Here is a 25,025-nt window from a genome sequence, read left to right as displayed (position 1 = left end):
ACCCCAAATTACAGGCATATTGATGGCTCAGTACGTATTTACGATGAACCGCGTGGGCAAAGTGGTACCGCCCAAACGTGAAATCCTCAAGGATATCTCTCTGTCCTTCTTCCCCGGCGCCAAGATCGGTGTGCTTGGCCTGAACGGTGCCGGTAAATCCACCCTGCTGCGGATCATGGCGGGTGTCGACAAGGACTACACCGGCGAAGCGCGCCCCATGCCCAACATGAAAGTGGGTTACCTGCCGCAGGAGCCGGAGCTGGACGACAGCAAGACCGTGCGCGAAGTGATCGAAGAGGCCGTATCGGATGTAAAGAACGCACTGACCGAGCTGGATCAGGTCTATGCCGCCTACGCCGACCCGGATGCGGACTTTGATGCTTTGGCCAAGAAGCAGGCCGAACTGGAAAACCTGATCACTGCGAAGGACGGCCACAACCTGGATCAAGCACTGGAACGCGCCGCCGACGCCATGCGCCTGCCCTCTTGGGACGCCAAGATCGAGCACCTGTCCGGCGGCGAACGCCGCCGTGTGGCCCTGTGCCGCCTGCTGCTGGACCACCCAGACATGCTGCTGCTGGACGAGCCGACCAACCACCTGGATGCCGAGTCGATCGCCTGGATCGAACGCTTCCTGCAGGAATACACCGGCACCGTGGTGGCGATCACCCACGACCGTTACTTCCTCGACAACGCCGCTGGCTGGATTCTGGAGCTGGACCGTGGCCACGGCATCCCCTGGGAAGGCAACTACTCCAGCTGGCTCGAGCAGAAAGAAGCCCGTTTGGAACAAGAGGCCAAGTCTGAAGCGTCTCACCGCAAAGCGATGAAAGCCGAACTGGAGTGGGTACGCCAGGGAGCCAAAGGCCGTCAGACCAAGTCCAAGGCGCGTCTGAAAGCGTTCGAAGAGATGAACTCCCGTGAATTCCAGCAGCGTAACGAAACCCAGGAGATCTACATTCCGCCGGGGCCACGCCTCGGTGACAAAGTGATAGAGTTGCACAACGTCACGAAGTCCTACGGCGACAAGCTGCTGTTCGAGAACCTGAACCTGGCCATTCCGCCGGGCGCCATCGTCGGCATCATCGGTCCCAACGGTGCCGGTAAGTCCACCCTGTTCCGCATGCTGACCGGGGAAGAACAGCCGGATTCCGGCGAGATCGAGATCGGCTCCACCGTGCAGCTGTCCTACGTCAACCAGTCGCGTGAACTGAACGGCAACAACACCGTGTTCCAGGAGATCTCCGACGGTCAGGACATCATCACCGTGGGCAACTACCAGACCCCGGCCCGTGCCTACTGCGGACGCTTCAACTTCAAGGGCTCTGACCAGCAGAAATTCGTCAAGGACCTGTCCGGTGGCGAGCGCAACCGTCTGCACATGGCCAAGCTGTTGAAGGAAGGCGGCAACGTGCTGTTGCTCGACGAACCGACCAACGATCTGGACATCGAAACCTTGCGTGCACTGGAAGAAGCGTTACTGGCGTTCCCGGGCTGCGCCGTGGTGATCTCGCACGACCGCTGGTTCCTCGACCGTATCTGTACTCACATCATCGCTTATGAAGGCGACTCCAACGTGGAGTTCTTCGAAGGCAACTACAGCGAATACGCCGAGGACTACAAGCGCCGTTTCGGCAAGGATCATCAGCCAGAGCGGATCAAGTACCGCCGCATGAGCTGATCCGCGTCTGATACAAAAAGGGCCACTGTCAGAAAATCTGTCAGCGGCCCTTTTTCGTTATGGCAGCGCTTCGGTTCAGCGCCGAAGATCAGTCAGCCTGACTGGACTCGGCTGCATCACCCGCCAGACAATAACGGTCACGCCCCGAGTCCTTGGCCTGATACAGGGCTTCATCCGCTCGTTGCAGCAGACCCGAGCGATCCTCCCCCTCGATAAGGGTGGCAATACCAATACTGGTGGTAAAACTCACCTCTTCACCGGTAGGCACTTTCAACCGGGTCTGATGGCAGGCAGTGCGAATTTGCTCTGCCAGCGATATTGCCTGATTCTGATCAGTCTCTGGCAGAGTCAACAGAAACTCTTCACCCCCAAAACGCCCGGCCAGATCCGTCTTGCGCTTGGCGTGATCCTTCAAAATACGGGCAAATTGCTTTAACACAATGTCCCCGGCAGCATGGCCGTGGTTGTCGTTAAAGCTCTTGAACTTGTCCAGGTCAAACAGCATCACCGTCAGAGGCGTACGATGTGTATGTGCCTCTTCAATGTCGCCGTCCAACTGATCCATTACCTGACGTCGGTTGGCCAGCCCGGTAAGGGGGTCACGTGTAGCCTGCCGGTACAGGATCAGCAACATGCTGAGCTGGTTCACTGACGCCCAGCCGGCAATCAGCCCCAGTACAGCCAGCAGCCAAAGATCGTTGAGCCCCGGCACCAGTCCGAACTTACCGGTCCAGAGCTGGGTTACCAGTTCCACCAACAGCACAAAGATGGCAAACCCGGCCACCTCGAACATGGTCAGCGGGAATATCGCCAACATGGTCATGATCATGAAGGGGAAAAAGGCGTACCCGGCCAATACCTCAGACGCAAACCCTTGCTGCAGCAGCACCATATTGCTCCAGGTCTGAAACACCGTCAGTACAAGTACCAGCAGTAAAAGACGAATGAGCGATATTTCGAGTCTATATGGATGAGAGAACCAGAGGCCCAACAGAAGGCAGCACGCGCTGGCAGCAAGACGGCCATAGGCGATGGTGCTACTGACCGCTTCAGGCAGGAGCAGCCAGTCGATCAAAATCCAGCCGCTTTGCAGCACCATTAACATCCAGGCGATCAGCCTTACACGCGTGAACAGATGATGACTGCGTGTGTGGTTGAAGTAGCGCGAGTGTCGGCCCGCTCTCAGCAGATCATTCATGACTTCGAACATACCTCGCCTCGGTAACTGTCGGTTACAGGATACGCCAGACTAGCGGAAGCTGTCACAGGTCATATTGATCTGGGGCAGCCGGGCTCCACAATGTCGACAGAGTGTAATACCATGCCTGAAGTAACTTCGATCAGCGAGGATTTCGAGCGTGAATACCAACAACGAACGCCGCCGCTTTACCCGCATCCCCTTTGACGCCGAGTGTGAACTGCACAGCGACAAGGGTTCGGCCGTGGTGCAGCTGGTCGACATCTCCCTTCGTGGCGCGCTGGTGGAATCAAGCCACCCTCTTCCTGTCGGCATGAATGACCACGTCAAGCTGCATCTGTATCTTGCCAATGACATCCTGATCGAAATTCCGGCCATACTCACCCACTCTCAGCCCCCCCAATACGGTTTCACCGCCGGCGAGATGGAGATCGACAGCATCACCCACCTTCGCCGCCTGGTTGAATTGAACCTGGGGGACGAAGCACTGCTGGAACGTGAGCTGGAACAGCTGCTGTCGGATGACGAGGACGCTCAGGCCTGATCAGATCGCATCCAGCGCTTCCGACAGTGTTTTGACTCCCACCACTTCCATACCACTGAGCGGCTCACGCGGCACATTCGCCAACGGCACGATTGCTCGCTTGAAACCATGCTTGGCCGCTTCACGAATTCGCTCCTGACCATTGGGCACCGGCCGAATCTCGCCGGACAGCCCCACTTCGCCAAACACCATCAACTCCTGTGACAGCGGCCGATCACGGAAACTGGACACAATCGCCAGCAACAGCGCCAGGTCAGCGCTGGTCTCCAGCACCTTGACCCCACCCACCACATTGACGAATACATCCTGATCGCCGGTCATCAAACCACCATGCCGGTTGAGCACCGCCAGCAGCATCGCCAGCCGGTTCTGCTCAAGGCCTACCGCTACACGGCGCGGGTTGGACAGGTGCGAAGTATCCACCAGCGCCTGCAGCTCTACCAGGAGCGGGCGAGTTCCTTCCCACACTACCATCACCACACTGCCGGGGCTGGGCTCGCTGCCACGGCTAAGGAAAATGGAGCTGGGGTTCTTCACCTCTTTGAGGCCGTTTTCCAGCATGGCGAACACGCCCAGCTCGTTGACGGCTCCGAAACGGTTCTTGTGGCTGCGAAGCGTACGGAAGCGGCTATCAGATGATCCCTCCAGCTGCAACGAACAGTCGATCATGTGCTCCAGCACCTTGGGGCCAGCCAGCGAGCCGTCTTTGGTCACATGACCGACCAGGAACAGCACGGTACCGGTTTGCTTGGCGTAGCGGGTCAGAAACGCAGCGCTTTCGCGTACCTGTGATACCGAGCCCGGTGCCGACTGTACATCGGCCACATGCATCACCTGAATGGAGTCGATCACCATTACCTTTGGCTGCAATTCATTGGCCAGGTCACAGATGGTTTCTACCGAGGTTTCCGACAACATCTGCAGCTGGTCTGCTTTCAACCCGAGTCGTGCCGCGCGCATCGCCACCTGTTGCAACGACTCCTCACCGGTGATGTACAGCGCGGGCATCTGCGCCACCAGATGGCACATGGTCTGCAGCAGCAGGGTACTCTTGCCCGCACCCGGGTGCCCCCCGATCAACACTGCCGAGCCCGGCACCAGGCCGCCCCCCAGCACCCGATCCAGTTCACTGCTGCCACTGGAAAAACGCGGCATCTCTTCCAGCGCCACCTCACTGAGGCTGACCACCTTTTTCTGCTTGCCGGCGCCTCCGGCATACCCCTCAAACCGATTGCTGCGGGCACCACCGGCATCAGAGCCCAAACGCACTTCCGTAATGGTGTTCCAGGCCCCGCAGGCGTTGCACTGCCCCTGCCACTTGCGGTAGTCGGCGCCGCAATCATTGCAGACAAAGGCGGTTTTCGGTTTGGCCATCGGGGTGTCTCCTGAAGCGTTAGGGTTTACACTGAGCATCTGTTCACGTGGACTCGATTGTAGCAAGCGGCGGTGTCTCGGGTCAGCCTCGGTCCCCGGACACCACCGCCGGATCAAAACAACAAGGAATCAATCCCAATGAAACTGGAAACACTCGCTCTGCATGCAGGTTATGAGACTGACCCGACCACCAAGTCAGCAGCCGTACCCATCTACCAGACCACCTCCTATGCATTCGATGATGCCCAGCACGGTGCCGACCTGTTCGATCTTAAGGTGCCAGGCAACATCTACACCCGCATCATGAACCCCACCAACGATGTGCTGGAAAAGCGTGTCGCTGCACTGGAAGGCGGAATCGCAGGGCTGGCCGTTGCATCCGGCATGGCGGCCATCACCTACACGGTGCAGACACTGGCCGAAGTGGGTGACAACATCGTATCGACCAGCGAACTGTACGGCGGCACCTACAACCTGTTTGCGCACACACTGCCGCGTCAGGGTATCGAAGTGCGCTTCGTCAACAAGGATGATTTCGCCGGACTGGAAAGCAAGATCGATGCCCGCACCAAGGCGATCTACTGCGAATCGGTCGGTAACCCTTCCGGCGGCATCGCCGACATCGAAAAGATGGCCGAAATCGCTCACCGTCACGGTGTACCGCTGGTGGTGGACAACACCGTCCCCAGCCCGTCACTGTGGCGCCCAATTGAACAGGGTGCCGACATTATCGTGACCGCCGCCACCAAATATATCGGTGGCCACGGTACCACCATCGGCGGCGTAATTGTCGATTCCGGCAAATTCCCCTGGGCCGAGAACAAGGAGCGCTTCCCGCTGCTGAACCAGCCGGATGTGTCCTACCATGGCGTGGTCTACACCGAAGCATTCGGCCCGGCTGCCTTTATCGGCCGCGCTCGCGTAGTACCGCTGCGCAACATGGGCGCGGCGCTGTCACCGATGAACGCCTTTATGCTGCTGCAGGGTCTGGAAACCCTTTCCCTGCGCATGGAGCGCATCTGTGAGAACACACAGAAGGTGGCCGAATACCTTGAAAACCATCCAGACGTCACTTGGGTAAACTATGCCGGCCTGCCCAGCCACAAGGATTACGCCCTGGCGCAGAAATACATGGGCGGCAAGGCATCCGGTATTCTCAGCTTTGGTCTCAACTCTGGCCGCGAAGGCACGCGCAAGTTCTATGACGCGCTGCAGATCTTCCTGCGCCTGGTGAACATCGGTGACTGCAAGTCGCTGGCCTCCATTCCGGCCGAGACTACGCACCGCCAGCTAAATGACGAGGAACTGAAATCCGCCGGCGTTTCACCGGAAATGGTGCGCCTGTCGATCGGCATCGAGCACGTTGATGACCTGATCGCCGATTTGGATCAGGCACTGGCTCAGGCCCACAACTGATTTGACACTCTGAACCGGACAGCCGGCGCACACGTAACAGTCGAAAACGGAGAACAAAATGAAACGTTTACTGACAACCCTGTGTGCCCTGCTGTTCGGACATTCCGCTTCGGCTTCAGAGCCCAACACCGATGCGCTCTATCACCACCAACTTAAACGACTGCATTCAGCCGAAGTAGTCGACCTGCGCGAACGCTTTGCCGGAAAACCCATGCTGGTGATCAACACTGCCAGTTTCTGCGGCTTTACCGGCCAGTTTGAAGGACTGGAAGCGCTGCATCAGCGCTACAAGGATCAGGGATTGATGGTGGTTGGCTTTCCGTCGGATGATTTCAATCAGGAAGCCAAAAACGAGGAAAAAAGCGCCGAGGTCTGCTTCGTCAACTTCGGCGTGACCTTCGACATGTTCAGCCCGATTCACGTCAAAGGCGACAACGCCCACCCCCTCTTTCGTGAAATTGCCCGCCAGAGTGGCACCCCGCCGCGCTGGAACTTCTACAAGTATGTGATCGACCGTGATGGCAAAGTCACGGCGGCATTTTCCAGTATGACATCCCCTGACAGCGACAAACTCATAAAAGCGATTGAGGCGGTGTTGTAAGGCCGGTACCTGCATGCCCATTTACGAAATGACCACTTGATATAGTCACATATTGTTTCTATGCTGCAGCAAAAAGCCCTTCAATAACGGTTATCCCTATGCAGCACGAAGCCACCAAATCCGAATTCAAGGCCAAGGCACTTGAGTTCTTTCGCCAAGTGGAATCCTCTGGAGAAGTACTGGTCATTACCGACCGCGGTCACCCCACGATAGAAGTGCGACGTTTCCGCTCGGACAAACGCACGCCACTGGAAAAACTGCGCGGCAGTATCGTCGAATATCATGACCCCGAAGAACCCATTGCCAGTGACGACTGGGAACTGTTGTCATGATTGTGCTCGACACCCACGTTTTGATCTGGTGGGTCAGTGGAGATCAGCGGCTGTCAGAAACTGCCAAAACAGCCATCGAGCAGGAATTGAAGCGCAGTGACGGGCTTGTTGTGGTGTCCGCCATATCGGCGTGGGAAATAGCCATGCTGGTTTCGCTGGATCGTCTGGTACTGACCATGAGTGTGGATGACTGGCTGGCGACGGCGCAAGAAATTGACGGCCTGCGCTTTGAGCCGATTGATATTGCGGTCAGCATAGAGTCAACGCGTTTGCCCGGAGCATTTCACAAGGATCCGGCCGATCGCATGATTGTGGCCCTGGCACGTCACCTGAATGCTCCACTCGTAACAGCCGATGGCAAGATTCAGGCGTATAAACACGTAGCGACGATTTGGTAGGGCTCCCCCATGGATCCCGCTGAATAAATTTCCCATAATGTCGGCTCTCTGTTTTCAGCAGCACAGGATTCCGTGTGAGCCTCGACTTTGCCACTCTTTCACAACTGCGCAGATCCCATCCCGGCTGGCGGCTGCTGGTGGCCGATCATGCCCCGCTGGTGGTCAGTTTTTTGCAGCAGGCGTTTATCAAACCCAATGTGCGTGTGATGGCACAGACGGAGTTGGAATCACGGCTTGAAGACCTGCTGTTCCAGCTGCGTGAGCGCGAAGGCGACAAGCTGTTTCCGCGCAGCGCCCGTGAATATCTGGACGACTGGGCGCAGCACGACAAGGGCTGGCTGCGCAAGTTCTACCCGCCGGCGTCCGATGAGGCCCACTTTGACCTGACCCCCGCCACCGAAAAGGCGATCGCCTGGCTGGAATCACTGACCCAACGCGAATTCGTCGGCACCGAATCGCGCCTGTTAACCATATTCGAGCTGCTGCGACAGATGATATCGGGCACCGAGGCCGATCCGGATACCCGCATCCGTGAGCTGCAGACGCAGCGAGACGAGATCGACCGCGAGATCGAACGAGTGCAGGCCGGTGATTTCAAGCTGTTGGATGACACCGCCCTACGCGACCGCTTCCAGCAGGTCAGCAGTACCGCACGTGAGCTGCTGAGCGATTTCCGCGAAGTGGAGCAAAATTTCCGCCAGCTGGATCTTCAGGTGCGTGAGCAGATCGCCACCTGGGAGGGGCGCAAGGGCGAGCTGCTGTCACGCATTTTTGGCGAACGTGACGCCATCTCCGATTCAGACCAGGGACGCAGCTTCCGTGCCTTCTGGGACTTCCTCATGTCGCCGGCCAGTCAGGACGAACTGACCGAACTGCTGGAAAAAGTGTTTGAGCTGGAGGCGGTGAGCAGTTTCGAGAAAGACAAGCGACTCAAGCGCATCCATTATGACTGGCTGGATGCCGGCGAGCACACCCAGCGCACCGTGGCACGGCTGTCACAACAACTGAGGCGCTACCTGGACGATCAGGCCTATCTGGAGAACAAGCGCATCATGCAGATGCTGGATGGTATCTCGGCCCGGGCCATGGCGGTGCGCGAGCAGATACCCACAGGGGATTTCTTCAGCATCGAGATGCCAAGCGCCGATATCCAGCTGCCAATGGAGCGTCCGCTGCACAACCTGCCGCTCAAACCGGTGCTGGATACCGAGATCGAAGTGGCCGACAGCAGCGAGATCAGCACCGATGCGCTCTACAACCAGATCAATATCGACAAGCAACGCCTCAAGGCGCAGATCCGCCAGTGCCTGCAAACCCAGCAGCAGGTCAGCCTGACCGAGGTGATTGAGCAGCATCCGCTGCAGTACGGGCTGGCCGAGCTGGTGGCCTACCTCTCCATTGCTGGCAGTGACCGTCATGCCCTGTTCGATGACAGCCATCAGGACCGGATCCGCTGGCAGGACGAAGATGGACTCTGGCGTCAGGCGCAACTCCCCCGCATCATTTTCATCAGACCTTGAGTAGAGAATTAAAGCGATGACCGACACCGAACCGAACAACGCACTCTCCCTGGTACTGATCAACCTGCTCAAGGGGGTGCTGTATCAGGAGCAGGACCCCAAAACCTGGCAGCAGCTGATGAACCTGCAAGCGCAGGTGCGCGATTACGTCAGCGTTCTGGGGCTGGAGCTGATGCTGGACGAGGCCGAAGGCTTTGCCTGGCTGCGCACCCGCAACACCGACGAGGGCGATGCCGAACTGCCCCGGCTGGTCGGTCGGCGCCAGCTGTCCTATCCGGTCAGCCTGCTGATCGCCCTGCTGCGGCGCAAGCTGGCCGAATTTGATGCCGGTGGCGGCGATACCCGTCTGATTCTGTCACGCGATGATATCGTCGAGCTGATGCGTACCTTCATGCCACCCGGCTCCACCGAAACCCGTCTGGTGGATCAGATCGATGCCCACCTGAACAAGGTGATTGATCTTGGCTTTGCCCGCCGTCTGCGCGGGCAGGAGCAGATGATCGAAGTCCGCCGCATCCTCAAGGCCTTTGTCGATGCCCAATGGCTGGAAGATTTTGACCAGCGTCTACAGGCCTATCAGCAACACATCAGCCCCGATGCCGAGGAGACCCACTGATGCAGGAACAGCTACTCGATTTTGCCGCCAGTGATGAACTGGCCGGGTTCCGTCTGCATCGGCTGGAGGTCTACAACTGGGGCACCTTTGACAAGCATGTCTGGTCGCTTGCGCCCGGTGGCCACAACAGCCTGCTCACCGGCGATATCGGCTCGGGCAAGTCCACGCTGGTGGATGCCGTCACTACCCTGTTGGTACCCGCGCAAAAAATCGCTTACAACAAGGCCGCCGGTGCCGACAGCAAGGAACGTACCTTGCGCTCCTATGTGCTGGGTTACTACAAGTCCGAACGCAACGACAGCGGTCACAGCGCCAAGCCGGTGGCACTGCGCGATCACAACAGCTTCTCCGTTATCCTCGGTCACTTCCGCAACGAGGGTTACGATCAGGACGTGACCCTGGCGCAGGTGTTCTGGTGCCGTGACACCGGTAGCCAGCCACAGCGCTTTTATATAGTCGCTGACAAGGTGATGAGTATCGCCGCCGATTTCTCGGGCTTTGGCAGCGACATCAACCAGCTGCGTAAACGCCTGCGCAACCAGTCTGCTATCGAAGGGCCGTTTGACGCTTTTCCCGCCTATGAAGCCGCCTTTCGCCGCCGCTTCGGCATCGAGAACGCTCAGGCGATGGAGCTGTTTCACCAGACGGTCTCGATGAAATCCGTCGGCAACCTCACCGACTTTGTGCGCGAGCACATGCTGGAAGCCTTTGATGTTCAGGCTCGCATTGAGGCCCTGATTGGCCATTTTGAAGACCTCAACCGTGCCCACGAAGCCGTGCTCAAGGCACGGGATCAGGTGGAGCGCCTTTCGCCGCTGATCGCGGACTGCGACCGTTACCACCGCGTCAGTGATCAGGCGCAACACTGGCGCGAGTGCCGCGAAAGCCTGCAGCCTTATTTTGCCGCGCTCAAGGCCGAACTGATCGAAAAGCGCCTGGGCAACCTGGATGCGGACGCTCAACGACTGGATGCCCGTATCGCCCAGCAGACTCAGCAGCTGCAGCAGCAGCGCGGTGAACGTGACCAGTTGAAGAACGCCATTGCCGCCAACGGTGGTGACCGGCTGGAACGGCTCAAGGCCGAACTGAACGAGCGCAATCAGGAACTGAGCAAGCGCCGCAACCGCGCCGAGCGCTACGCCCTGCTGGCCGAACCTCTGGGGCTGCCCACCACGCCAGACCTGGACAGCTTTATCGCCAGTCGCCGACAGGCACAGCAACAGCGCGACGAGATCGATCAGCAGGAGGCCCAGTTACAGAACGACCGCACCGATCAGGCCGTCGAACTGCAGCAACTCAAACAGAGCCATCAGGCCCTGAACGAGGAGATAGCCTCGCTGAAGCAGAGGCGCAGCAATATCGACTCGCGCCAGATCGAGATTCGCCATCTGCTATGCGAGTCCCTGGACGTGGACGAAAGCGAAATGCCCTTTGCCGGTGAGCTGATTCAGGTGCGCGAATCCGAGCAACAGTGGGAAGGGGTTGCCGAGCGCCTGCTGCACAACTTCGGCCTGTCGCTGCTGGTGCCCGAGCATCTTTATCCACAGGTGGCCGAATGGGTTGACCGGACCCGCCTGCGCGGACGGCTGGTGTACTACCGTGTCCGTACTGACCGCACCCTGGCACCGGCTGCGCCCCTGCCGGACTCCCTGGCCGACAAACTGGAGATCAAGCCCGGCAGCGAGTTTTATCCCTGGCTGGAACAGGAACTGAGCAAGCGTTTCGACCATATCTGCTGTGAGTCGCTGGATCGCTTTCGCCGCGAGCACAAAGCCATCACCCTGGCCGGGCAGATCAAGGCCGGTGGCCAGCGTCACGAGAAGGACGACCGCCACCGTCTGGATGATCGCAGCCGCTATGTACTGGGTTGGAGTAACGAAGCCAAAATCACCGCACTGGAACAGCAGGCGGCTACACTTGAGCGCAGCATGCAGGGCATCGCTGCTCGCCTGACCGAGCTGCAACAGCAGCTGCGTGCGCTTGGCAATAACAAGTCCCTGCTGGACAAGATTCAGGAATTTACCGATTTTGACGAGTTGAACTGGCAGCAGCTCGCCCGCCTGATAGAGGAGCTTAGTGGCGAGCTCAAGGCACTGGAAGCCAGCTCAGACCAACTCAAAACCCTGACCGCCCAGCTCAATACCCTGGAAACCGCCATCGGCGAAACCGAATCGGCGCTCGACAGCTTGAAGGCGGAGCTGACGACCAACAGAGTCAACCGCGAACAGGCACAGGCCCTGCTCGACAGTTGCCGTGTGGTGCTGGAGCCCTTTGCTGCCGAGGTGCTGGCCGCCATTCGAGCCGAACTGGACCCGCTACGAACCGAGGCTTTGGGCGAACACCGGCTGACCGTGGAGGCCTGCGACAACCGCGAGCGTGACCTTCGCAATTGGCTGCAAGCCAAAATCGACAGCGAGGAGCGTCGCCTGAAAGACCTGGGTGAACGCATCGTCAAGGCGATGGAAAACTACCGCCACGCCTACCCTCTGGAGACTCAGGAAGTGGATGCCCGCATCGAGGCCGCCGACGAATACCGGCAGATGCTGACCCAGCTACAGGCCGACGACCTGCCCCGCTTTGCCGAACGCTTCAAGGCGCTGCTGAACGAGAATACTATCCGCGAAGTGGCCGGTTTCCAGTCCAAGCTGAAAAGCGAACGCCAGACCATTCAGGAGCGAATTGAGCGCATTAACCGCTCACTGGCCGATATCGAATACAACCCGGGGCGCTATATCCTGCTGGAGGCCCAGGCCAACCAGGATGCGGATATCCGCGACTTCCAGCAACAGCTGCGCGCCTGTACCGAAGGCAGCCTGACCGGATCGGAAGAGGAGCAGTACGCCGAGAACAAGTTCCTGCAGGTCAAGGCGATCATCGACCGTTTCCGCGGTCGTGAAGGCACCACCGAGCTGGACAAGCGCTGGACCCGCAAAGTCACCGATGTACGTAACTGGTTCCAGTTTGCCGCCTCCGAGCGCTGGCAGGAGGATAACAGCGAACACGAGCATTACACCGACTCCGGCGGCAAATCCGGTGGCCAGAAGGAAAAGCTGGCCTACACCGTGCTTGCCGCAAGCCTGGCCTATCAGTTCGGGCTGGAATGGGGGGCGGTGCGCTCGCGCAGCTTCCGCTTTGTGGTGATCGACGAAGCCTTCGGTCGCGGCTCAGACGAGTCGGCGCGCTACGGTCTGGAGCTGTTCCAGAAGCTCAACCTGCAGCTGCTGATCGTCACCCCACTGCAGAAGATCCATATCATCGAACCCTATGTGGCCAGCGTGGGCTTTGTCCACAACCCCGAAGGGCGCGACTCTCAGGTACGCAATCTCAGTATCGAAGAGTATCAGGCGGAGCGTGACGCACACACCTTATGAGCTGGACAGAACTGGACGAGATCAAGGCGCGGCTGAACAAGGCTTGGGCCAAGGGCAAACTGTTGCGCTCGCCATTGGACAACTACGATGGCTGGCCCCTGCGCTACCCGCTGCGTCACCCAGCGGCAGGTGAGCTCGGCAGCCGTTTTGCCGAGGCACAAAAATGGGTGCAGCGCTGGTGTGCCCATGAAGAAAAACACGACTTCCAGCTGGAGTGGCGTGACATCAACTCCCGCGACATCGGCCGCAACGAGCTGCCGGTGGCAATACAGTTTGACTACCCCGAAGATGCACAGGCATTGATCGGCAAGCGCCGTGCCGGTCGGGACTATACACGGCTGTGCGAGCAGATCACCACATCCTGCCCGGATCTGCTTGACTGGTGCGCGCGCAAACCTCTGGCCGTGCTTGAGCTGCAGCCAGCCTGGCCCCGGCTGCTGCACGTTATCCACTGGCTGCGCCAACACCCGCGCCCGAATGTGTATATCCGCCAGCTGGAACTGCCCTGCGTGGATACCAAGTTCATTGAAAGCCACAAGAAGGTGCTGGGCGAACTGCTTGATGAAGTTCTGCCCGCTGGGCAGATCGACAGCGATGCCCGAGGTGTCAGCGGTTTCGAGCAGCGCTACGGATTTCTCAACAAACCCGCTCAGATCCGCTTTCGCCTGCTCGACCCCAGCCTATATATACAAGGGATGAGCGACCTGCAGATCCCGGTAACGGATTTCGCCAAGCTGACATTGCCAATACAACAGATTGTGATCACTGAAAACGAGATCAACGGCCTCGCCCTGCCAAACATGCCCGGTGCAATGGTCATCTTCGGGCTAGGCTACGGCCTGGACAGTCTCAAACAAGCCAACTGGCTGGCCGACAAGACAATTCATTACTGGGGCGATCTCGACACCCACGGCTTCGCGATGCTGGACCAACTGCGCAGCTACTTCCCGCAGACCCAGTCATTGTTGATGGACCGCGCCACCCTGCTGGTTCACGAACCGTTGTGGGGCGAGGAGCCCAAACCGACCCGCAAGCGGCTGTCACGGCTGACTGATCACGAGCAGGCGTTGTATGAAGATCTGTGTCTGGACCGGCTGGCACCGGCCCTGCGGCTGGAGCAGGAAAGGATCGGCTTTGAGCATGTGAAGGCGGCACTGGCGGGTTTACGGGGCGGTACCTAAGCCCGCAGCAACCTGTGCTGCAACAGTGATTGCATGTCACGGCGTCCATCCGCTATCAGCATCACATACACCTTGTCATCCATCACCCGATAGATGATGCGGTAGGGTTTGAAATAAATTTCACGGTATTCACGCAGGCCTATAACCACCAACTCTTTTGGACAAATGCCCCGTTGAGGGTTGCTTGACAACGAGATGAGCGCTTCTTCGAGCTGATCGAGTACATAGTCTGCCTTTTCGGGCATATCATGCTGCTCGATATAGCGATGCAACTCATCCAGATCAAACGCTGCATCACGCGTCAGCATTACCTGATATATCATCAGCGGCTCGGTCTTTTTTCACGCAGCCGACTGATCACATCCTCAACAGGCTCAACGTCTTCCTGCTCAATCTGCCGTGTTCCAAGTGCAAGAATCTTGAGTAACGCCATCGTCTCCTGAGTTTGTTCATAGCTGTCGATTCCCTGAATAACCGCCTTGGCTTCACCATTTTGGGTAATCACCAGTGGCCCTCCTTGAGAGTCCAGCATACGAACAACCTCCGCTGCATGCGCTTTGAAGTAGCTGATGGGCTTGATATGCGTTGAAAGTTTCATGACCACCTCCTAATAAGACCAAATATAGTACTTTATTAAGTCCATCAGTCAACTACACCCAGCGCCGCGTCCCACGGCAATAAACCTCATACTCATCACCAAACAGTTCCTGCAGCACTCGCTCTTCCGGCCGGATCTGAAAGCGGGTGATATAGACCACAAACCCCGCCAGCCAGAGCGGCGACAGCAGGTGCCCGAGTTGCAGCATCCATGCGATCAGCAACAGCAGCAGCGCCAGATACATCGGGTTTCGGCTGAGCTTAAACACGCCGTAGGCCACCAGACAGCAGGTTTTTTCAGGGCAGTGCGGATGCACCGTAGTGCGCGCACGAAAGCAATGTAACACCGCCAAGGTACCCATAACACCTGCCAGAACCACCGGAACCAAAATCCACAGCAGCGGCAGTTGGAACAACACCCCGCCCGGCCAGAGCCAGGCACCAAACCAGCCAAGACCCGCTGCCGTCAGGAACACCAGCGGTGGCGGTATCAGCAGTTCAAGCGGGTGTTGTTTGCGCATGCTTTATTCCCTATTCGATACAGTGTGATTCGACCGCTGATCTCTGGCTTGCTCGCTCAAAAGAGATACCTCACCATTACGGGCTATACCATAGGTCTCAAAATCCTGCGCCAGATAAAGCGTGCCGCTGTAATGATGTGCCGCATCTGCACGCAGCAGCTCGATCGACAGATCGCGCGGACGCCTGGGCCTGAGCAGATAACGCGGGCTGAAATGGGTCAGCAGCAGCGCCGGGATAGCGCGCGCCTCGGCGAAGCGTGCCACCCGGGCAGCACAGCTGTGCTGCGGCTCAGATCCTACCTGCTGCAGAATCTCTTCAGTATAGGTCGCCTCATGCACCAGCAGCTGCACGCCCTCGCAGGCCTCACCCAACAGTTCAGGTTGGTCGTTGTCACCGGCGACCACCACTGCCCGCGCAGGATACGAGGCGATGCAGTATTCCCGCCCATCCAGCTCACGACCATCGGGTAACGTCACGTGCTCGCCCTGCTGCAAGCGGCCATACAACGGCGATGGCATCACCCTTTCTGTCTGCAGACGCTCGGTATCCAGCCGTACCGGGACATGAGCTTCCTGCAGCCGATAGGCCCAGCTCTCGGTACGATGGCTGAGTTCAGTCGCCGTGATGCTGAAGCCACCCCGTTCCAGCTCCAATGTACGGGATACCTCAACAAACTCCAGCGGATAGTCGATGCGCAGCTCGGTATGCTCAATCACGGCCTGCAGATAACGCCAGACCGCCGCCGGCCCCACCAGTGTCAGCGGCGCCGTACGTCCATTCAGCTGACAGGATGCCAGCAGCCCCGGCAAGCCGTAACAGTGATCGCCATGCACATGGGTGATCAGAACCGCCTGCAACTGCAGCGGTGACAGGCGAGTACGCAGCAGCTGATGCTGGGTCGCCTCACCGCAGTCCACCAACACCCACTGCCGCCCTCGCTCGGGCTGAATGGCGGTAGCACTGACATTGCGCTGTCGGGTGGGGGCACCGGATGAGGTGCCAAGAAAGGTGAGTTGCATGGGTTACTTCCCTGGGCCACCCAACCAACGCTCGACCCATTTGCGCACAGGTGAGCCGGCGCGGAACGCTTCCACTGCACCCATGCGGTAATGCTCGGTATAGGGCTTCAGGCCAGGGCCGAGCAAACGGTCATAGGGGCAGGTGTCTGTCGGATCAATATAGAGGATCGTCGCCGCGCCGTTACTGCCACTGTAGGCTTCAAGGCAAAACTGGATCACCGTTTCGCTGCTGCCGACCACCAGCACCAGATCATGTCGGGTCAATGAATTCATCAGGGTAAACAGGTCACGATAGACCGGCGCCACCTCACCGAAGAACACCACATTAGGCTTGAAGTGCGGCGGGTGAGCAACGTGATCAAACGCCTCATAGCCGATCGGTTGCACCTCATCTTCGGCCAGATTGACCAGCTCCAGCAGGTTGCCATGGATATGTACCACCTTCGAGCTGCCGGCACGTTCATGCAAATCGTCCACGTTAGTGGTCATCAACGTCACCCGATCGCCGTAGCATTGCTGCAGTTCGGCAATCGCCTGATGCGCGGCGTTGGGTTCTAACCCTTGCAGCGCCGTGCGGCGGGCATTGTAGAATGCATGCACAAGGTCGTAATTTTGCTCGAAGGTGTCGATGTGACAGACATCCTCGATACGGTGATTGTGCCAAAGGCCATCCGGCCCGGTGCGAAAGGTAGGTACTCCGGACTCGGCGGAAACACCGGCACCGGTAAAAATGATCAAACGCTTGGACATTGTTACCTGCTTCATGACCCGTTAACAGTGTTCAGCACCTGACGCTCCAGCTCGGCTGCCAGTGCCGGTTCGAGCTGCAGCGCGGTTGCCAGCTGGTTAAGCCAGGCACGTTCCATGGGGTTTTGTTCATCAATGATCGCGACACTGACCGCATAGATTTCACGCCGTGCCTGTGGCGAATCAGCACTGCGCGCCAGCGCATCGGCATCCAGCGGCGCATCAAATTGCTGCTGAATCCAGGCATGCAGCTCGTCATCCGGCCCCAGGCTTTCAATCTTGCCGGTCAACAAGGCGCGCTCGGCTGCATCAACATGACCGTCTGCACGGGCGGCCATTATCATCGCCTGCAGAATTTCAAGCCCACGCCGTTCCTGATCCGGCCCCTGCAGCTGCTCAAGCGGCTGCCCTTCCGGCTGGTTGTTGGCTGAAGGACTCGCTGCCGATGCCGGCGACTGGGACTGATAGTTCTGATATGCCTTCCACGCCAGCACGCCGACTCCTGCCAGCGCACCATACTTCAGCGCCTTGCCACCCATCTTGCGACCACGCTTGGAACCCACCAGCAGCCCCAGCGCACCGCCACCGAGCAGGCTCTTCATATCGATCCCACCGGCACCACTGCCGCCGGAACCGCCCTTGAACTGCGAAGCCAGCTGGCTAACCATTCGGTTAGCATCACCGCCCCCGGTAGAGCCGCCCTGACCACCGGAGGCCTGATTCATCAGTTGCTTCAGAATTGACATGGCATTCATAGGTTTTTGCGCGAGAACCCCGTTTCGGTCTGGCCGTTGGCCTGAAGTACGGGGTGGGATAGCACGGGGTTGAGCCCCACCTGTTCTCGCTCCTCCCTTTTGGCTTGCTATCTTGGGTTGGGGTTTGTAATGGTATGTGGATACACCGGCTGTTGTGATTTATCAACTGCAAAAGCAGAAACAGTCAAAGGCTTTATACCTGTACCCAGTCATCTCTTTCAAACAGTTCCACAGAGTTTTGCCGTGTGATGAAACAGGCACCAGCAAGTTGGTAAGCGCGATCGCAAAGTATTAGCTGCCTATTCGAGCAGCGAACGCACGGCGGGTAAGCCTTGGCTGGCTCACAGTTTTCTCAGCTGCCTGTGCGGCAGCGAACCAAATTGGCCGGAGCTGGCAAGGGTTCGCATTTTTCTCAGCTGCCTGTGCGGCAGCGAACTAGCGGTGCTGTGAGTGAGTGCTGATTGATCTTTTCTCAGCTGCCTGTGCGGCAGCGAACCACCAGTTTTTTAGCATCGCGCTCCCTGTCCTTTTCTCAGCTGCCTGTGCGGCAGCGAACTCTCGCCGCTGGGGTCTGAAAGCGTACAGCAATTTCTCAGCTGCCTGTGCGGCAGCGAACCTGCTGCACGGAGACAAGCTGATTCAATCTCATTTCTCAGCTGCCTGTGCGGCAGCGAACGCAGTGACTACCTGCCCTATCTGCTGTTGTATTTTCTCAGCTGCCTGTGCGGCAGCGAACTGGATGCATTCATCTGGCATCCCTTCAGGAAATTTCTCAGCTGCCTGTGCGGCAGCGAACCTGTTCTGAATGAGTCGTTTGGATTGCTTTCATTTCTCAGCTGCCTGTGCGGCAGCGAACATGATCGCAGCCTCGATCCGCCCCATCGCCTCTTTCTCAGCTGCCTGTGCGGCAGCGAACCTGCGCCTGCACTGCTGCGCGGGATGTGTCGGTTTCTCAGCTGCCTGTGCGGCAGCGAACGCGGATGAACTGGAACCTAAAGCGCTGATGATTTTCTCAGCTGCCTGTGCGGCAGCGAACTGCGCGGCTTTGAGACCATAGCGGACCTGTACTTTCTCAGCTGCCTGTGCGGCAGCGAACAAGAGTTTCAGTTCCAGAATTTCACGCTGAACTTTCTCAGCTGCCTGTGCGGCAGCGAACAAACCCACATCCTCGCAGCGTGAGATATCCATTTTCTCAGCTGCCTGTGCGGCAGCGAACAAAGCAGCATGCTCCCTCTAACGCCTGATTCATTTCTCAGCTGCCTGTGCGGCAGCGAACTTGTACCAGCGTGGCAGTTGCAGGGTGTACTGTTTCTCAGCTGCCTGTGCGGCAGCGAACGACCCCAGTACGGGTACCACCCAGACCGACCATTTCTCAGCTGCCTGTGCGGCAGCGAACGCTGATCTCTGCACATCCAAGCGGCCCCAGGTTTTCTCAGCTGCCTGTGCGGCAGCGAACAGCGAGTTGACCGTACAACCGGGCCTCGAAATTTTCTCAGCTGCCTGTGCGGCAGCGAACATGTGGACCTCGGCGACACGGGTGCGTTGCATTTTCTCAGCTGCCTGTGCGGCAGCGAACATCTCCTGCTCTAGCCTCTTTAGTGCCTGCTCTTTCTCAGCTGCCTGTGCGGCAGCGAACATAGTAATGCTTCCAGAACTGGCACTCGGATGATTTCTCAGCTGCCTGTGCGGCAGCGAACGTGCTGTTGGTGGCAGTCATTTCAATGTGGCCTTTCTCAGCTGCCTGTGCGGCAGCGAACCAGGTCTTCGGCGTCAAGGTACCGGCCCTGATTTTCTCAGCTGCCTGTGCGGCAGCGAACGAATTGGACCCAATGAACTCTACGACCCTACATTTCTCAGCTGCCTGTGCGGCAGCGAACAAGTGTGATGTTCATTCCGTGAATCCCCTGTATTTCTCAGCTGCCTGTGCGGCAGCGAACGGTTCATACCCATAAGGCTGCATTGCCAACCTTTTCTCAGCTGCCTGTGCGGCAGCGAACCCATATTACGGGTTTATTGCCGCCTTCGTTTTTTTCTCAGCTGCCTGTGCGGCAGCGAACATGGCCGAGCGCGAAGTAAAGGAAGGCGATAATTTCTCAGCTGCCTGTGCGGCAGCGAACAACGGCCTGACCGGTGGCATTACGCAGGTGAATTTCTCAGCTGCCTGTGCGGCAGCGAACATTGATGGCCTTAACATTGAAGGGGTTGAAAGTTTCTCAGCTGCCTGTGCGGCAGCGAACCATTTGTTGTGTCCTCGCGGAACCCCCAGAACTTTCTCAGCTGCCTGTGCGGCAGCGAACCTCACAACTCACCGTCTGATTCACTTCGCCCATTTCTCAGCTGCCTGTGCGGCAGCGAACTTACTGCTGGAACTGTCGCGGCTGCTGCCGCTTTTCTCAGCTGCCTGTGCGGCAGCGAACATGTGGACCTCGGCGACACGGGTGCGTTGCATTTTCTCAGCTGCCTGTGCGGCAGCGAACGATATCAATTTGTTCTCCAGGATCGTTTACCTTTTCTCAGCTGCCTGTGCGGCAGCGAACCGTATCAGAACATTGATACCGCGACAGGCGAGTTTCTCAGCTGCCTGTGCGGCAGCGAACATGGCAAGCACGCTCAATTCATGGATCAGGAATTTCTCAGCTGCCTGTGCGGCAGCGAACGGTCACGGTGGCGTTCACGTCTTGAGTCGGGTTTTCTCAGCTGCCTGTGCGGCAGCGAACCTCGTACAGCATGCCGATCAGGGATTCATCCATTTCTCAGCTGCCTGTGCGGCAGCGAACGCTGGTGAACTGCTCCAGCGGGTAAAACTCGTTTTCTCAGCTGCCTGTGCGGCAGCGAACGGCTTCTTTGTAGTCCTCTTCCCACAGTTTGCTTTCTCAGCTGCCTGTGCGGCAGCGAACCTTACGGCGCAGCACGATCCGATCAGGATTCATTTCTCAGCTGCCTGTGCGGCAGCGAACAACTCCCCCGGCCAGAACGTCGCCCCTGTACTTTTCTCAGCTGCCTGTGCGGCAGCGAACCGTAAAGCTGACGCGGTTCAATTTGAAGCTAATTTCTCAGCTGCCTGTGCGGCAGCGAACTGTTACGTGTTTTTATTTGAGACGTGCTACAGTTTCTCAGCTGCCTGTGCGGCAGCGAACTTGTCCTGAGGATGCTCGGGATACATCCACACTTTCTCAGCTGCCTGTGCGGCAGCGAACGGATACATCCACACGGCAGCGAGACGGCCCCGTTTCTCAGCTGCCTGTGCGGCAGCGAACCGCCGGCAGAGCCTGCACCACAAGGTCATGCTTTTCTCAGCTGCCTGTGCGGCAGCGAACCCGCTGCGGGCTCGCTCGCGTATACCCGCGATTTTCTCAGCTGCCTGTGCGGCAGCGAACCTGCTGCCTAAATGTGCACAGGCGCCGAGCAGTTTCTCAGCTGCCTGTGCGGCAGCGAACGGTCATTTGCCGCAGTTGCTGCTGCGATTCACTTTCTCAGCTGCCTGTGCGGCAGCGAACTAGAAACCTTTTTGATATCGTTTTAGGAGCCATTTCTCAGCTGCCTGTGCGGCAGCGAACCGCCACGCGGACGCCCGTCCGAATCTCCAATTTTTCTCAGCTGCCTGTGCGGCAGCGAACTTTGAAACTGGGAAGCATTTATCTCATCAACTTTTCTCAGCTGCCTGTGCGGCAGCGAACGTATTGGAAAACGTAACCACGTTATTTACCAGTTTCTCAGCTGCCTGTGCGGCAGCGAACCAGAAGCACATTATGCCGGGTACCAACCTGAATTTCTCAGCTGCCTGTGCGGCAGCGAACCACCCGGGCCAATTCGCCAACCGTCCCAGCCATTTCTCAGCTGCCTGTGCGGCAGCGAACCATCAGGCTCAGGATTCGGTTCAAACTCGACATTTCTCAGCTGCCTGTGCGGCAGCGAACTTACCTCTCGTTTGATATCATTTTGTTAACCATTTCTCAGCTGCCTGTGCGGCAGCGAACGCCGGGGCCGAACTACTGCCACTGGCCGGACTTTTCTCAGCTGCCTGTGCGGCAGCGAACGCGCCTCTATAATCGGTTGTTGTTGGGGTTTTTTTCTCAGCTGCCTGTGCGGCAGCGAACGCCCAGTCGTCTTCGCCCTTGAACTCTTTCTGCTTTCTCAGCTGCCTGTGCGGCAGCGAACCAACCTTCAGACGTTCATAGGTGCGGCCAATATTTCTCAGCTGCCTGTGCGGCAGCGAACGTTCAGACCAGTTATCCGGGGTCACTTCGATCAGTTTCTCAGCTGCCTGTGCGGCAGCGAACGTTCTCAAGCATCCTGCTATGTATCTATTACCTTTCTCAGCTGCCTGTGCGGCAGCGAACGGGGCTTCGGCTCCCTTTTTTATTCGGAGGGATTTCTCAGCTGCCTGTGCGGCAGCGAACACGGCAAGTTAATCGACACTATGATTACTCTCTTTCTCAGCTGCCTGTGCGGCAGCGAACTGAACTGTACGATTCGGGGGCGTTCTTCTGATTTTCTCAGCTGCCTGTGCGGCAGCGAACTGGAAGCCTGATTACATACATAAAGTGGAGAATTTCTCAGCTGCCTGTGCGGCAGCGAACCTCGTCTCGATGTTGCTCTTGATCTGATGAGCTTTCTCAGCTGCCTGTGCGGCAGCGAACCGGGTCAGTGCTGTTTTGCGCTCCCTTCCTATTTTCTCAGCTGCCTGTGCGGCAGCGAACACTGATCAGAATGGCTTTAATGGTCGTGTTCATTTTCTCAGCTGCCTGTGCGGCAGCGAACTACCAGGTGGTCCTGCGCCATCTCGATCTCGCTTTCTCAGCTGCCTGTGCGGCAGCGAACACTGCCGAAGCGGCCGGATAGGTCACGATCCATTTCTCAGCTGCCTGTGCGGCAGCGAACCTCTGGATGTGGGCAATACGAGGCTCTGCTGTTTTCTCAGCTGCCTGTGCGGCAGCGAACTTATCAGAAGAACGAGCGGTTGCCGTTGATCATTTCTCAGCTGCCTGTGCGGCAGCGAACGGTCAGCTCCTTATACTTGGGAATCTTCGGGTTTTCTCAGCTGCCTGTGCGGCAGCGAACGCCTGCAGGCTGAAGGGGCCAGCACCGTTATTTTTCTCAGCTGCCTGTGCGGCAGCGAACTAGGCGGTTCCGGTGGCGTGAGCGGGGATGCTTTTCTCAGCTGCCTGTGCGGCAGCGAACATCTCGCATGCGATCTCTTTCAGCCCGTTGCTTTTCTCAGCTGCCTGTGCGGCAGCGAACGTCGGCACTGTCGAATGTGCTCCACGGCAGCTTTTCTCAGCTGCCTGTGCGGCAGCGAACATCCTGATTCTGGCAGGTGACATTGCCGCTGATTTCTCAGCTGCCTGTGCGGCAGCGAACTGTTTGCCGTCCACGTTCTTGCTTATGTATTTTTTCTCAGCTGCCTGTGCGGCAGCGAACAAGAACAATAAATCTATAAACTTCTGATTTTTAAAGAACAAACATACAAATGCTCTCCTACCCCCTTTTTTCAAGGAGGCAGGTAAGTGTTTGATTTAACAGTGTGGTTTTCTTTACACCCGAAAAGGGTCAAAACCAGGGGATCGTTGCCTGCCGGCTTAACCCATAGGTGTTGAATTCAGCACTGGTTGGCTGTTCCCTCAGTTCACCCTGCTCTATAAACAGGGTGAAGCTCTGTTCCGTGCTTTGGCTTCTCAGGTGCACATAAGGCAGGTCCGGTCTGCGTTCCACATTATCGGGGATTGCAGCTGCCGCCTGCTCCCAGGTTTCGCCCTTGCGCTTCATTCGGCGTCGACGCAGACGTTCGCTGCTGGTTTTGAACTGCCGCCGCGAAACTGTCCGGTATTGCACCAACTCAGGGACCGACAGGATGTCCGAACACTGGATGTGGTCCGTCATGCCCCTCAGCCAATTCTGTGTCATCAGCTGCGATAGTGCAGCTTGATCCCCATGAAGTCGCAAGCGGTCTCCAAGTCTCCGAGGGGATTGGCTATAGCCCGGGAAGCTGACACCGATTTTACTGGACTCGAGCGTTACCAGTGCACGATGCAACTTCCCATAGAGTGCTCCCATCAGGAAACTGACCGGAAACTCCGGGTCCGGCAGGAGCCTGATTTCCAGATAGGCATCCATATCAACCGGCCTCCCCGAATACCCCGCCGCGAATCAGCGTTGCCATCACAAAGTGCTGGTCGCCTTCAGCTGGCGCGTTGTCCTTAAGTACCCAGTTATCCAGCAGGTTATAGAAATCCGCTTTCGCCTTGGGCTGGCGGTAGGCCTTGCCCTGGGTTGTCACCGATCCATAGGGCTCAACGGCAATTGGGCCAAGGTGAACGCCTTCATCCATCGGATACCAGGTATCAATGGTACGCAGGGCATTACCGACCTTCTGGGAATGCATCCCGGCGATGCCTTGTACCTGGTACAGGGTGCGACTTTTGTCCCCCTTGCCTTTGTCCAGAATCAGCTCCTGTGACGGGAAAACTTCCTGACCGGCTCCAATACGTGCAAAGGCAGTCACTTCCAACAGAACATGCTGCTCACCCGCCAAACCAAATTCGATCAGTTCCGACAAGGCTTTCAAGCCCGCTGCGTTGTTGCCTGTTTTCTCAAAACCACGCATTGAGTAACTCAGCGCATCGAAGTCCCAAGTTTGTTCGCGCACACCCTGTTTGAGATGCGAAACCTGCACTTCTACTTCTTCTACGCCTACCCGATTACGCCACAGGAACCGGCCGTTCGCCAAGTTGGTTGCGTAGCGATGCGCCAGTGCCGCAAAACCATGCTGCTGCACATATCCACTGATCACCTCATTCAGCTTCTGCTGATAGTCGGCGTTGTTGCAGGCAGACGGAGTGCCGGCACCGGACAAAACGCGCAGGGTAAAACGCAGCATCAGAGTATCAGCTTCGCTCGGCAGGGTGGCCACATCGACCGTTTGCAGATTGGGGTTCTCAATCGCCGCATCCAGTTTGGCAGGGTCTTGGTCCTTCGTTTTCAACCGGTTGGAGATGGTTCCACGTACCGACTTTTCACGCACTTCAATGGGCTGCCAGTTGTCCGCATCCTGTCGGTTCGACCAGTTGCCTGCGAACATCAGCGCATCGGATACATCCAGCTTACGCTCGAATGCCAGTACAGATGCGGTCTTCAGGGTTTCTTGCTTAGCCAT

At 57.8% G+C, this 25,025-nt stretch carries 20 protein-coding genes and 1 CRISPR repeat array; of the genes, 10 read left to right on the top strand and 10 right to left on the bottom strand.

Annotated features, from left to right (window positions below; translation table 11 throughout):
* Positions 1 to 22: 22 nt before the first annotated feature.
* The gene (ettA, locus tag ACAM29_RS17500) at positions 23 to 1,681 is read left to right on the top strand and encodes an energy-dependent translational throttle protein EttA (protein WP_369624905.1); all 1,659 of its coding nucleotides are present in this window, start codon (positions 23 to 25) and stop codon (positions 1,679 to 1,681) included.
* A gap of 88 nt (positions 1,682 to 1,769) precedes the next feature.
* Here the strand turns inward: ettA and ACAM29_RS17495 are convergent, their stop codons facing one another.
* On the bottom strand, positions 1,770 to 2,879 hold the full coding sequence (locus ACAM29_RS17495; protein ID WP_369624904.1) for a GGDEF domain-containing protein: 1,110 nt from the start codon (positions 2,877 to 2,879) through the stop codon (positions 1,770 to 1,772).
* Between the two features lie 160 nt (positions 2,880 to 3,039).
* Here ACAM29_RS17495 and ACAM29_RS17490 point away from each other — a divergent pair, with 160 nt between their 5' ends.
* Positions 3,040 to 3,423, top strand: a complete 384-nt coding sequence (locus tag ACAM29_RS17490; RefSeq protein ID WP_354406575.1) for a PilZ domain-containing protein — start codon at positions 3,040 to 3,042, stop codon at positions 3,421 to 3,423.
* Here ACAM29_RS17490 and radA read toward each other — a convergent pair whose 3' ends face one another.
* On the bottom strand, positions 3,424 to 4,797 hold the full coding sequence (gene radA, locus ACAM29_RS17485) for a DNA repair protein RadA (RefSeq protein WP_369624903.1): 1,374 nt from the start codon (positions 4,795 to 4,797) through the stop codon (positions 3,424 to 3,426).
* 138 nt (positions 4,798 to 4,935) lie between these two features.
* Between radA and ACAM29_RS17480 the strand changes: the two genes are divergently transcribed.
* From ACAM29_RS17480 to ACAM29_RS17445, 8 genes are all read left to right on the top strand, one after another.
* Positions 4,936 to 6,213: an O-acetylhomoserine aminocarboxypropyltransferase/cysteine synthase family protein gene (locus ACAM29_RS17480; protein WP_369624902.1), complete on the top strand. Its 1,278-nt coding sequence runs from the start codon at positions 4,936 to 4,938 to the stop codon at positions 6,211 to 6,213.
* Positions 6,214 to 6,271: 58 nt separating this feature from the next.
* The gene (locus tag ACAM29_RS17475) at positions 6,272 to 6,814 is read left to right on the top strand and encodes a glutathione peroxidase (RefSeq protein ID WP_369624901.1); all 543 of its coding nucleotides are present in this window, start codon (positions 6,272 to 6,274) and stop codon (positions 6,812 to 6,814) included.
* A 98-nt stretch (positions 6,815 to 6,912) separates the two neighbouring features.
* Positions 6,913 to 7,146, top strand: coding sequence for a type II toxin-antitoxin system Phd/YefM family antitoxin (locus tag ACAM29_RS17470; protein WP_354406564.1), 234 nt, complete (start codon positions 6,913 to 6,915; stop codon positions 7,144 to 7,146).
* A complete protein-coding gene (locus ACAM29_RS17465; RefSeq protein WP_369624900.1) occupies positions 7,143 to 7,544 on the top strand; it encodes a type II toxin-antitoxin system VapC family toxin in 402 nt (133 codons plus the stop codon). Before ACAM29_RS17470 ends, ACAM29_RS17465 begins: the two co-directional genes overlap by 4 nt.
* Before the next feature lie 74 nt (positions 7,545 to 7,618).
* The gene (locus ACAM29_RS17460; RefSeq protein WP_369624899.1) at positions 7,619 to 9,064 is read left to right on the top strand and encodes a DUF3375 domain-containing protein; all 1,446 of its coding nucleotides are present in this window, start codon (positions 7,619 to 7,621) and stop codon (positions 9,062 to 9,064) included.
* A 16-nt stretch (positions 9,065 to 9,080) separates the two neighbouring features.
* Positions 9,081 to 9,680 (top strand): DUF4194 domain-containing protein, encoded by a 600-nt coding sequence (locus ACAM29_RS17455; RefSeq protein WP_369624898.1) that lies wholly within the window; start codon positions 9,081 to 9,083, stop codon positions 9,678 to 9,680.
* Entirely contained in the window at positions 9,680 to 13,051 is a 3,372-nt protein-coding gene (locus ACAM29_RS17450; RefSeq protein ID WP_369624897.1) for an ATP-binding protein, read from the top strand. Before ACAM29_RS17455 ends, ACAM29_RS17450 begins: the two co-directional genes overlap by 1 nt.
* Positions 13,048 to 14,232 carry a Wadjet anti-phage system protein JetD domain-containing protein gene (locus tag ACAM29_RS17445; RefSeq protein ID WP_369624896.1) on the top strand — a complete coding sequence of 395 codons (1,185 nt, stop codon included), beginning with the start codon at positions 13,048 to 13,050 and terminating at the stop codon, positions 14,230 to 14,232. The genes ACAM29_RS17450 and ACAM29_RS17445 overlap by 4 nt, the downstream gene beginning before the upstream one ends.
* On the opposite strand, the gene ACAM29_RS17440 is transcribed toward ACAM29_RS17445, so the two are convergent.
* The 8 genes from ACAM29_RS17440 to csy3 form a co-directional block, all read right to left on the bottom strand.
* The gene (locus ACAM29_RS17440) at positions 14,229 to 14,555 is read right to left on the bottom strand and encodes a type II toxin-antitoxin system RelE/ParE family toxin (RefSeq protein ID WP_369624895.1); all 327 of its coding nucleotides are present in this window, start codon (positions 14,553 to 14,555) and stop codon (positions 14,229 to 14,231) included. The two genes, ACAM29_RS17445 and ACAM29_RS17440, sit on opposite strands and share 4 nt — an antisense overlap.
* Positions 14,555 to 14,830, bottom strand: coding sequence for a type II toxin-antitoxin system Phd/YefM family antitoxin (locus tag ACAM29_RS17435; RefSeq protein ID WP_369624894.1), 276 nt, complete (start codon positions 14,828 to 14,830; stop codon positions 14,555 to 14,557). The genes ACAM29_RS17440 and ACAM29_RS17435 overlap by 1 nt, the downstream gene beginning before the upstream one ends.
* A 52-nt stretch (positions 14,831 to 14,882) precedes the next feature.
* Complete coding sequence (locus tag ACAM29_RS17430) at positions 14,883 to 15,350, bottom strand: isoprenylcysteine carboxylmethyltransferase family protein (RefSeq protein ID WP_369624893.1); 468 nt, start codon at positions 15,348 to 15,350, stop codon at positions 14,883 to 14,885.
* Between the two features lie 3 nt (positions 15,351 to 15,353).
* A complete protein-coding gene (locus ACAM29_RS17425) occupies positions 15,354 to 16,370 on the bottom strand; it encodes a ribonuclease Z (RefSeq protein WP_369624892.1) in 1,017 nt (338 codons plus the stop codon).
* Between the two features lie 3 nt (positions 16,371 to 16,373).
* Positions 16,374 to 17,120 (bottom strand): NAD-dependent deacetylase, encoded by a 747-nt coding sequence (locus ACAM29_RS17420; protein WP_369624891.1) that lies wholly within the window; start codon positions 17,118 to 17,120, stop codon positions 16,374 to 16,376.
* An 11-nt stretch (positions 17,121 to 17,131) separates the two neighbouring features.
* On the bottom strand, positions 17,132 to 17,872 hold the full coding sequence (locus tag ACAM29_RS17415) for a tellurite resistance TerB family protein (RefSeq protein ID WP_369624890.1): 741 nt from the start codon (positions 17,870 to 17,872) through the stop codon (positions 17,132 to 17,134).
* Between the two features lie 287 nt (positions 17,873 to 18,159).
* Positions 18,160 to 23,293: a CRISPR direct-repeat array (repeat unit 28 nt; unit sequence TTTCTCAGCTGCCTGTGCGGCAGCGAAC).
* Between the two features lie 129 nt (positions 23,294 to 23,422).
* Positions 23,423 to 23,986, bottom strand: coding sequence for a type I-F CRISPR-associated endoribonuclease Cas6/Csy4 (gene cas6f, locus ACAM29_RS17410; RefSeq protein WP_369624889.1), 564 nt, complete (start codon positions 23,984 to 23,986; stop codon positions 23,423 to 23,425).
* 1 nt (position 23,987) lies between these two features.
* A complete protein-coding gene (gene csy3, locus ACAM29_RS17405; RefSeq protein WP_369624888.1) occupies positions 23,988 to 25,025 on the bottom strand; it encodes a type I-F CRISPR-associated protein Csy3 in 1,038 nt (345 codons plus the stop codon).

The sequence above is a fragment of the Marinobacterium sp. BA1 genome (assembly GCF_041155135.1).
Lineage (GTDB): Bacteria > Pseudomonadota > Gammaproteobacteria > Pseudomonadales > Balneatricaceae > Marinobacterium > Marinobacterium iners.
The sequence above is the reverse complement of the archived record's forward strand: the minus strand, read 5'-3'. Positions and strand labels throughout refer to the sequence as shown.

What these genes read in the sequence shown, in the direction of transcription:
- ACAM29_RS17470 (WP_354406564.1), top strand. Translation starts at nt 6,913, where the DNA reads ATGCAGCACGAAGCCACCAAATCCGAATTCAAGGCCAAGGCACTTGAG.
- ACAM29_RS17425 (WP_369624892.1), bottom strand. Translation starts at nt 16,370, where the DNA reads ATGCAACTCACCTTTCTTGGCACCTCATCCGGTGCCCCCACCCGACAG.
- ACAM29_RS17420 (WP_369624891.1), bottom strand. Translation starts at nt 17,120, where the DNA reads ATGTCCAAGCGTTTGATCATTTTTACCGGTGCCGGTGTTTCCGCCGAG.
- ACAM29_RS17475 (WP_369624901.1), top strand. Translation starts at nt 6,272, where the DNA reads ATGAAACGTTTACTGACAACCCTGTGTGCCCTGCTGTTCGGACATTCC.
- ACAM29_RS17440 (WP_369624895.1), bottom strand. Translation starts at nt 14,555, where the DNA reads ATGATATATCAGGTAATGCTGACGCGTGATGCAGCGTTTGATCTGGAT.
- ACAM29_RS17435 (WP_369624894.1), bottom strand. Translation starts at nt 14,830, where the DNA reads ATGAAACTTTCAACGCATATCAAGCCCATCAGCTACTTCAAAGCGCAT.
- ACAM29_RS17415 (WP_369624890.1), bottom strand. Translation starts at nt 17,872, where the DNA reads ATGAATGCCATGTCAATTCTGAAGCAACTGATGAATCAGGCCTCCGGT.
- ACAM29_RS17495 (WP_369624904.1), bottom strand. Translation starts at nt 2,879, where the DNA reads ATGAATGATCTGCTGAGAGCGGGCCGACACTCGCGCTACTTCAACCAC.
- ACAM29_RS17465 (WP_369624900.1), top strand. Translation starts at nt 7,143, where the DNA reads ATGATTGTGCTCGACACCCACGTTTTGATCTGGTGGGTCAGTGGAGAT.
- radA (WP_369624903.1), bottom strand. Translation starts at nt 4,797, where the DNA reads ATGGCCAAACCGAAAACCGCCTTTGTCTGCAATGATTGCGGCGCCGAC.
- csy3 (WP_369624888.1), bottom strand. Translation starts at nt 25,025, where the DNA reads ATGGCTAAGCAAGAAACCCTGAAGACCGCATCTGTACTGGCATTCGAG.
- ACAM29_RS17445 (WP_369624896.1), top strand. Translation starts at nt 13,048, where the DNA reads ATGAGCTGGACAGAACTGGACGAGATCAAGGCGCGGCTGAACAAGGCT.
- cas6f (WP_369624889.1), bottom strand. Translation starts at nt 23,986, where the DNA reads ATGGATGCCTATCTGGAAATCAGGCTCCTGCCGGACCCGGAGTTTCCG.
- ACAM29_RS17430 (WP_369624893.1), bottom strand. Translation starts at nt 15,350, where the DNA reads ATGCGCAAACAACACCCGCTTGAACTGCTGATACCGCCACCGCTGGTG.
- ACAM29_RS17455 (WP_369624898.1), top strand. Translation starts at nt 9,081, where the DNA reads ATGACCGACACCGAACCGAACAACGCACTCTCCCTGGTACTGATCAAC.
- ACAM29_RS17480 (WP_369624902.1), top strand. Translation starts at nt 4,936, where the DNA reads ATGAAACTGGAAACACTCGCTCTGCATGCAGGTTATGAGACTGACCCG.
- ACAM29_RS17450 (WP_369624897.1), top strand. Translation starts at nt 9,680, where the DNA reads ATGCAGGAACAGCTACTCGATTTTGCCGCCAGTGATGAACTGGCCGGG.
- ettA (WP_369624905.1), top strand. Translation starts at nt 23, where the DNA reads ATGGCTCAGTACGTATTTACGATGAACCGCGTGGGCAAAGTGGTACCG.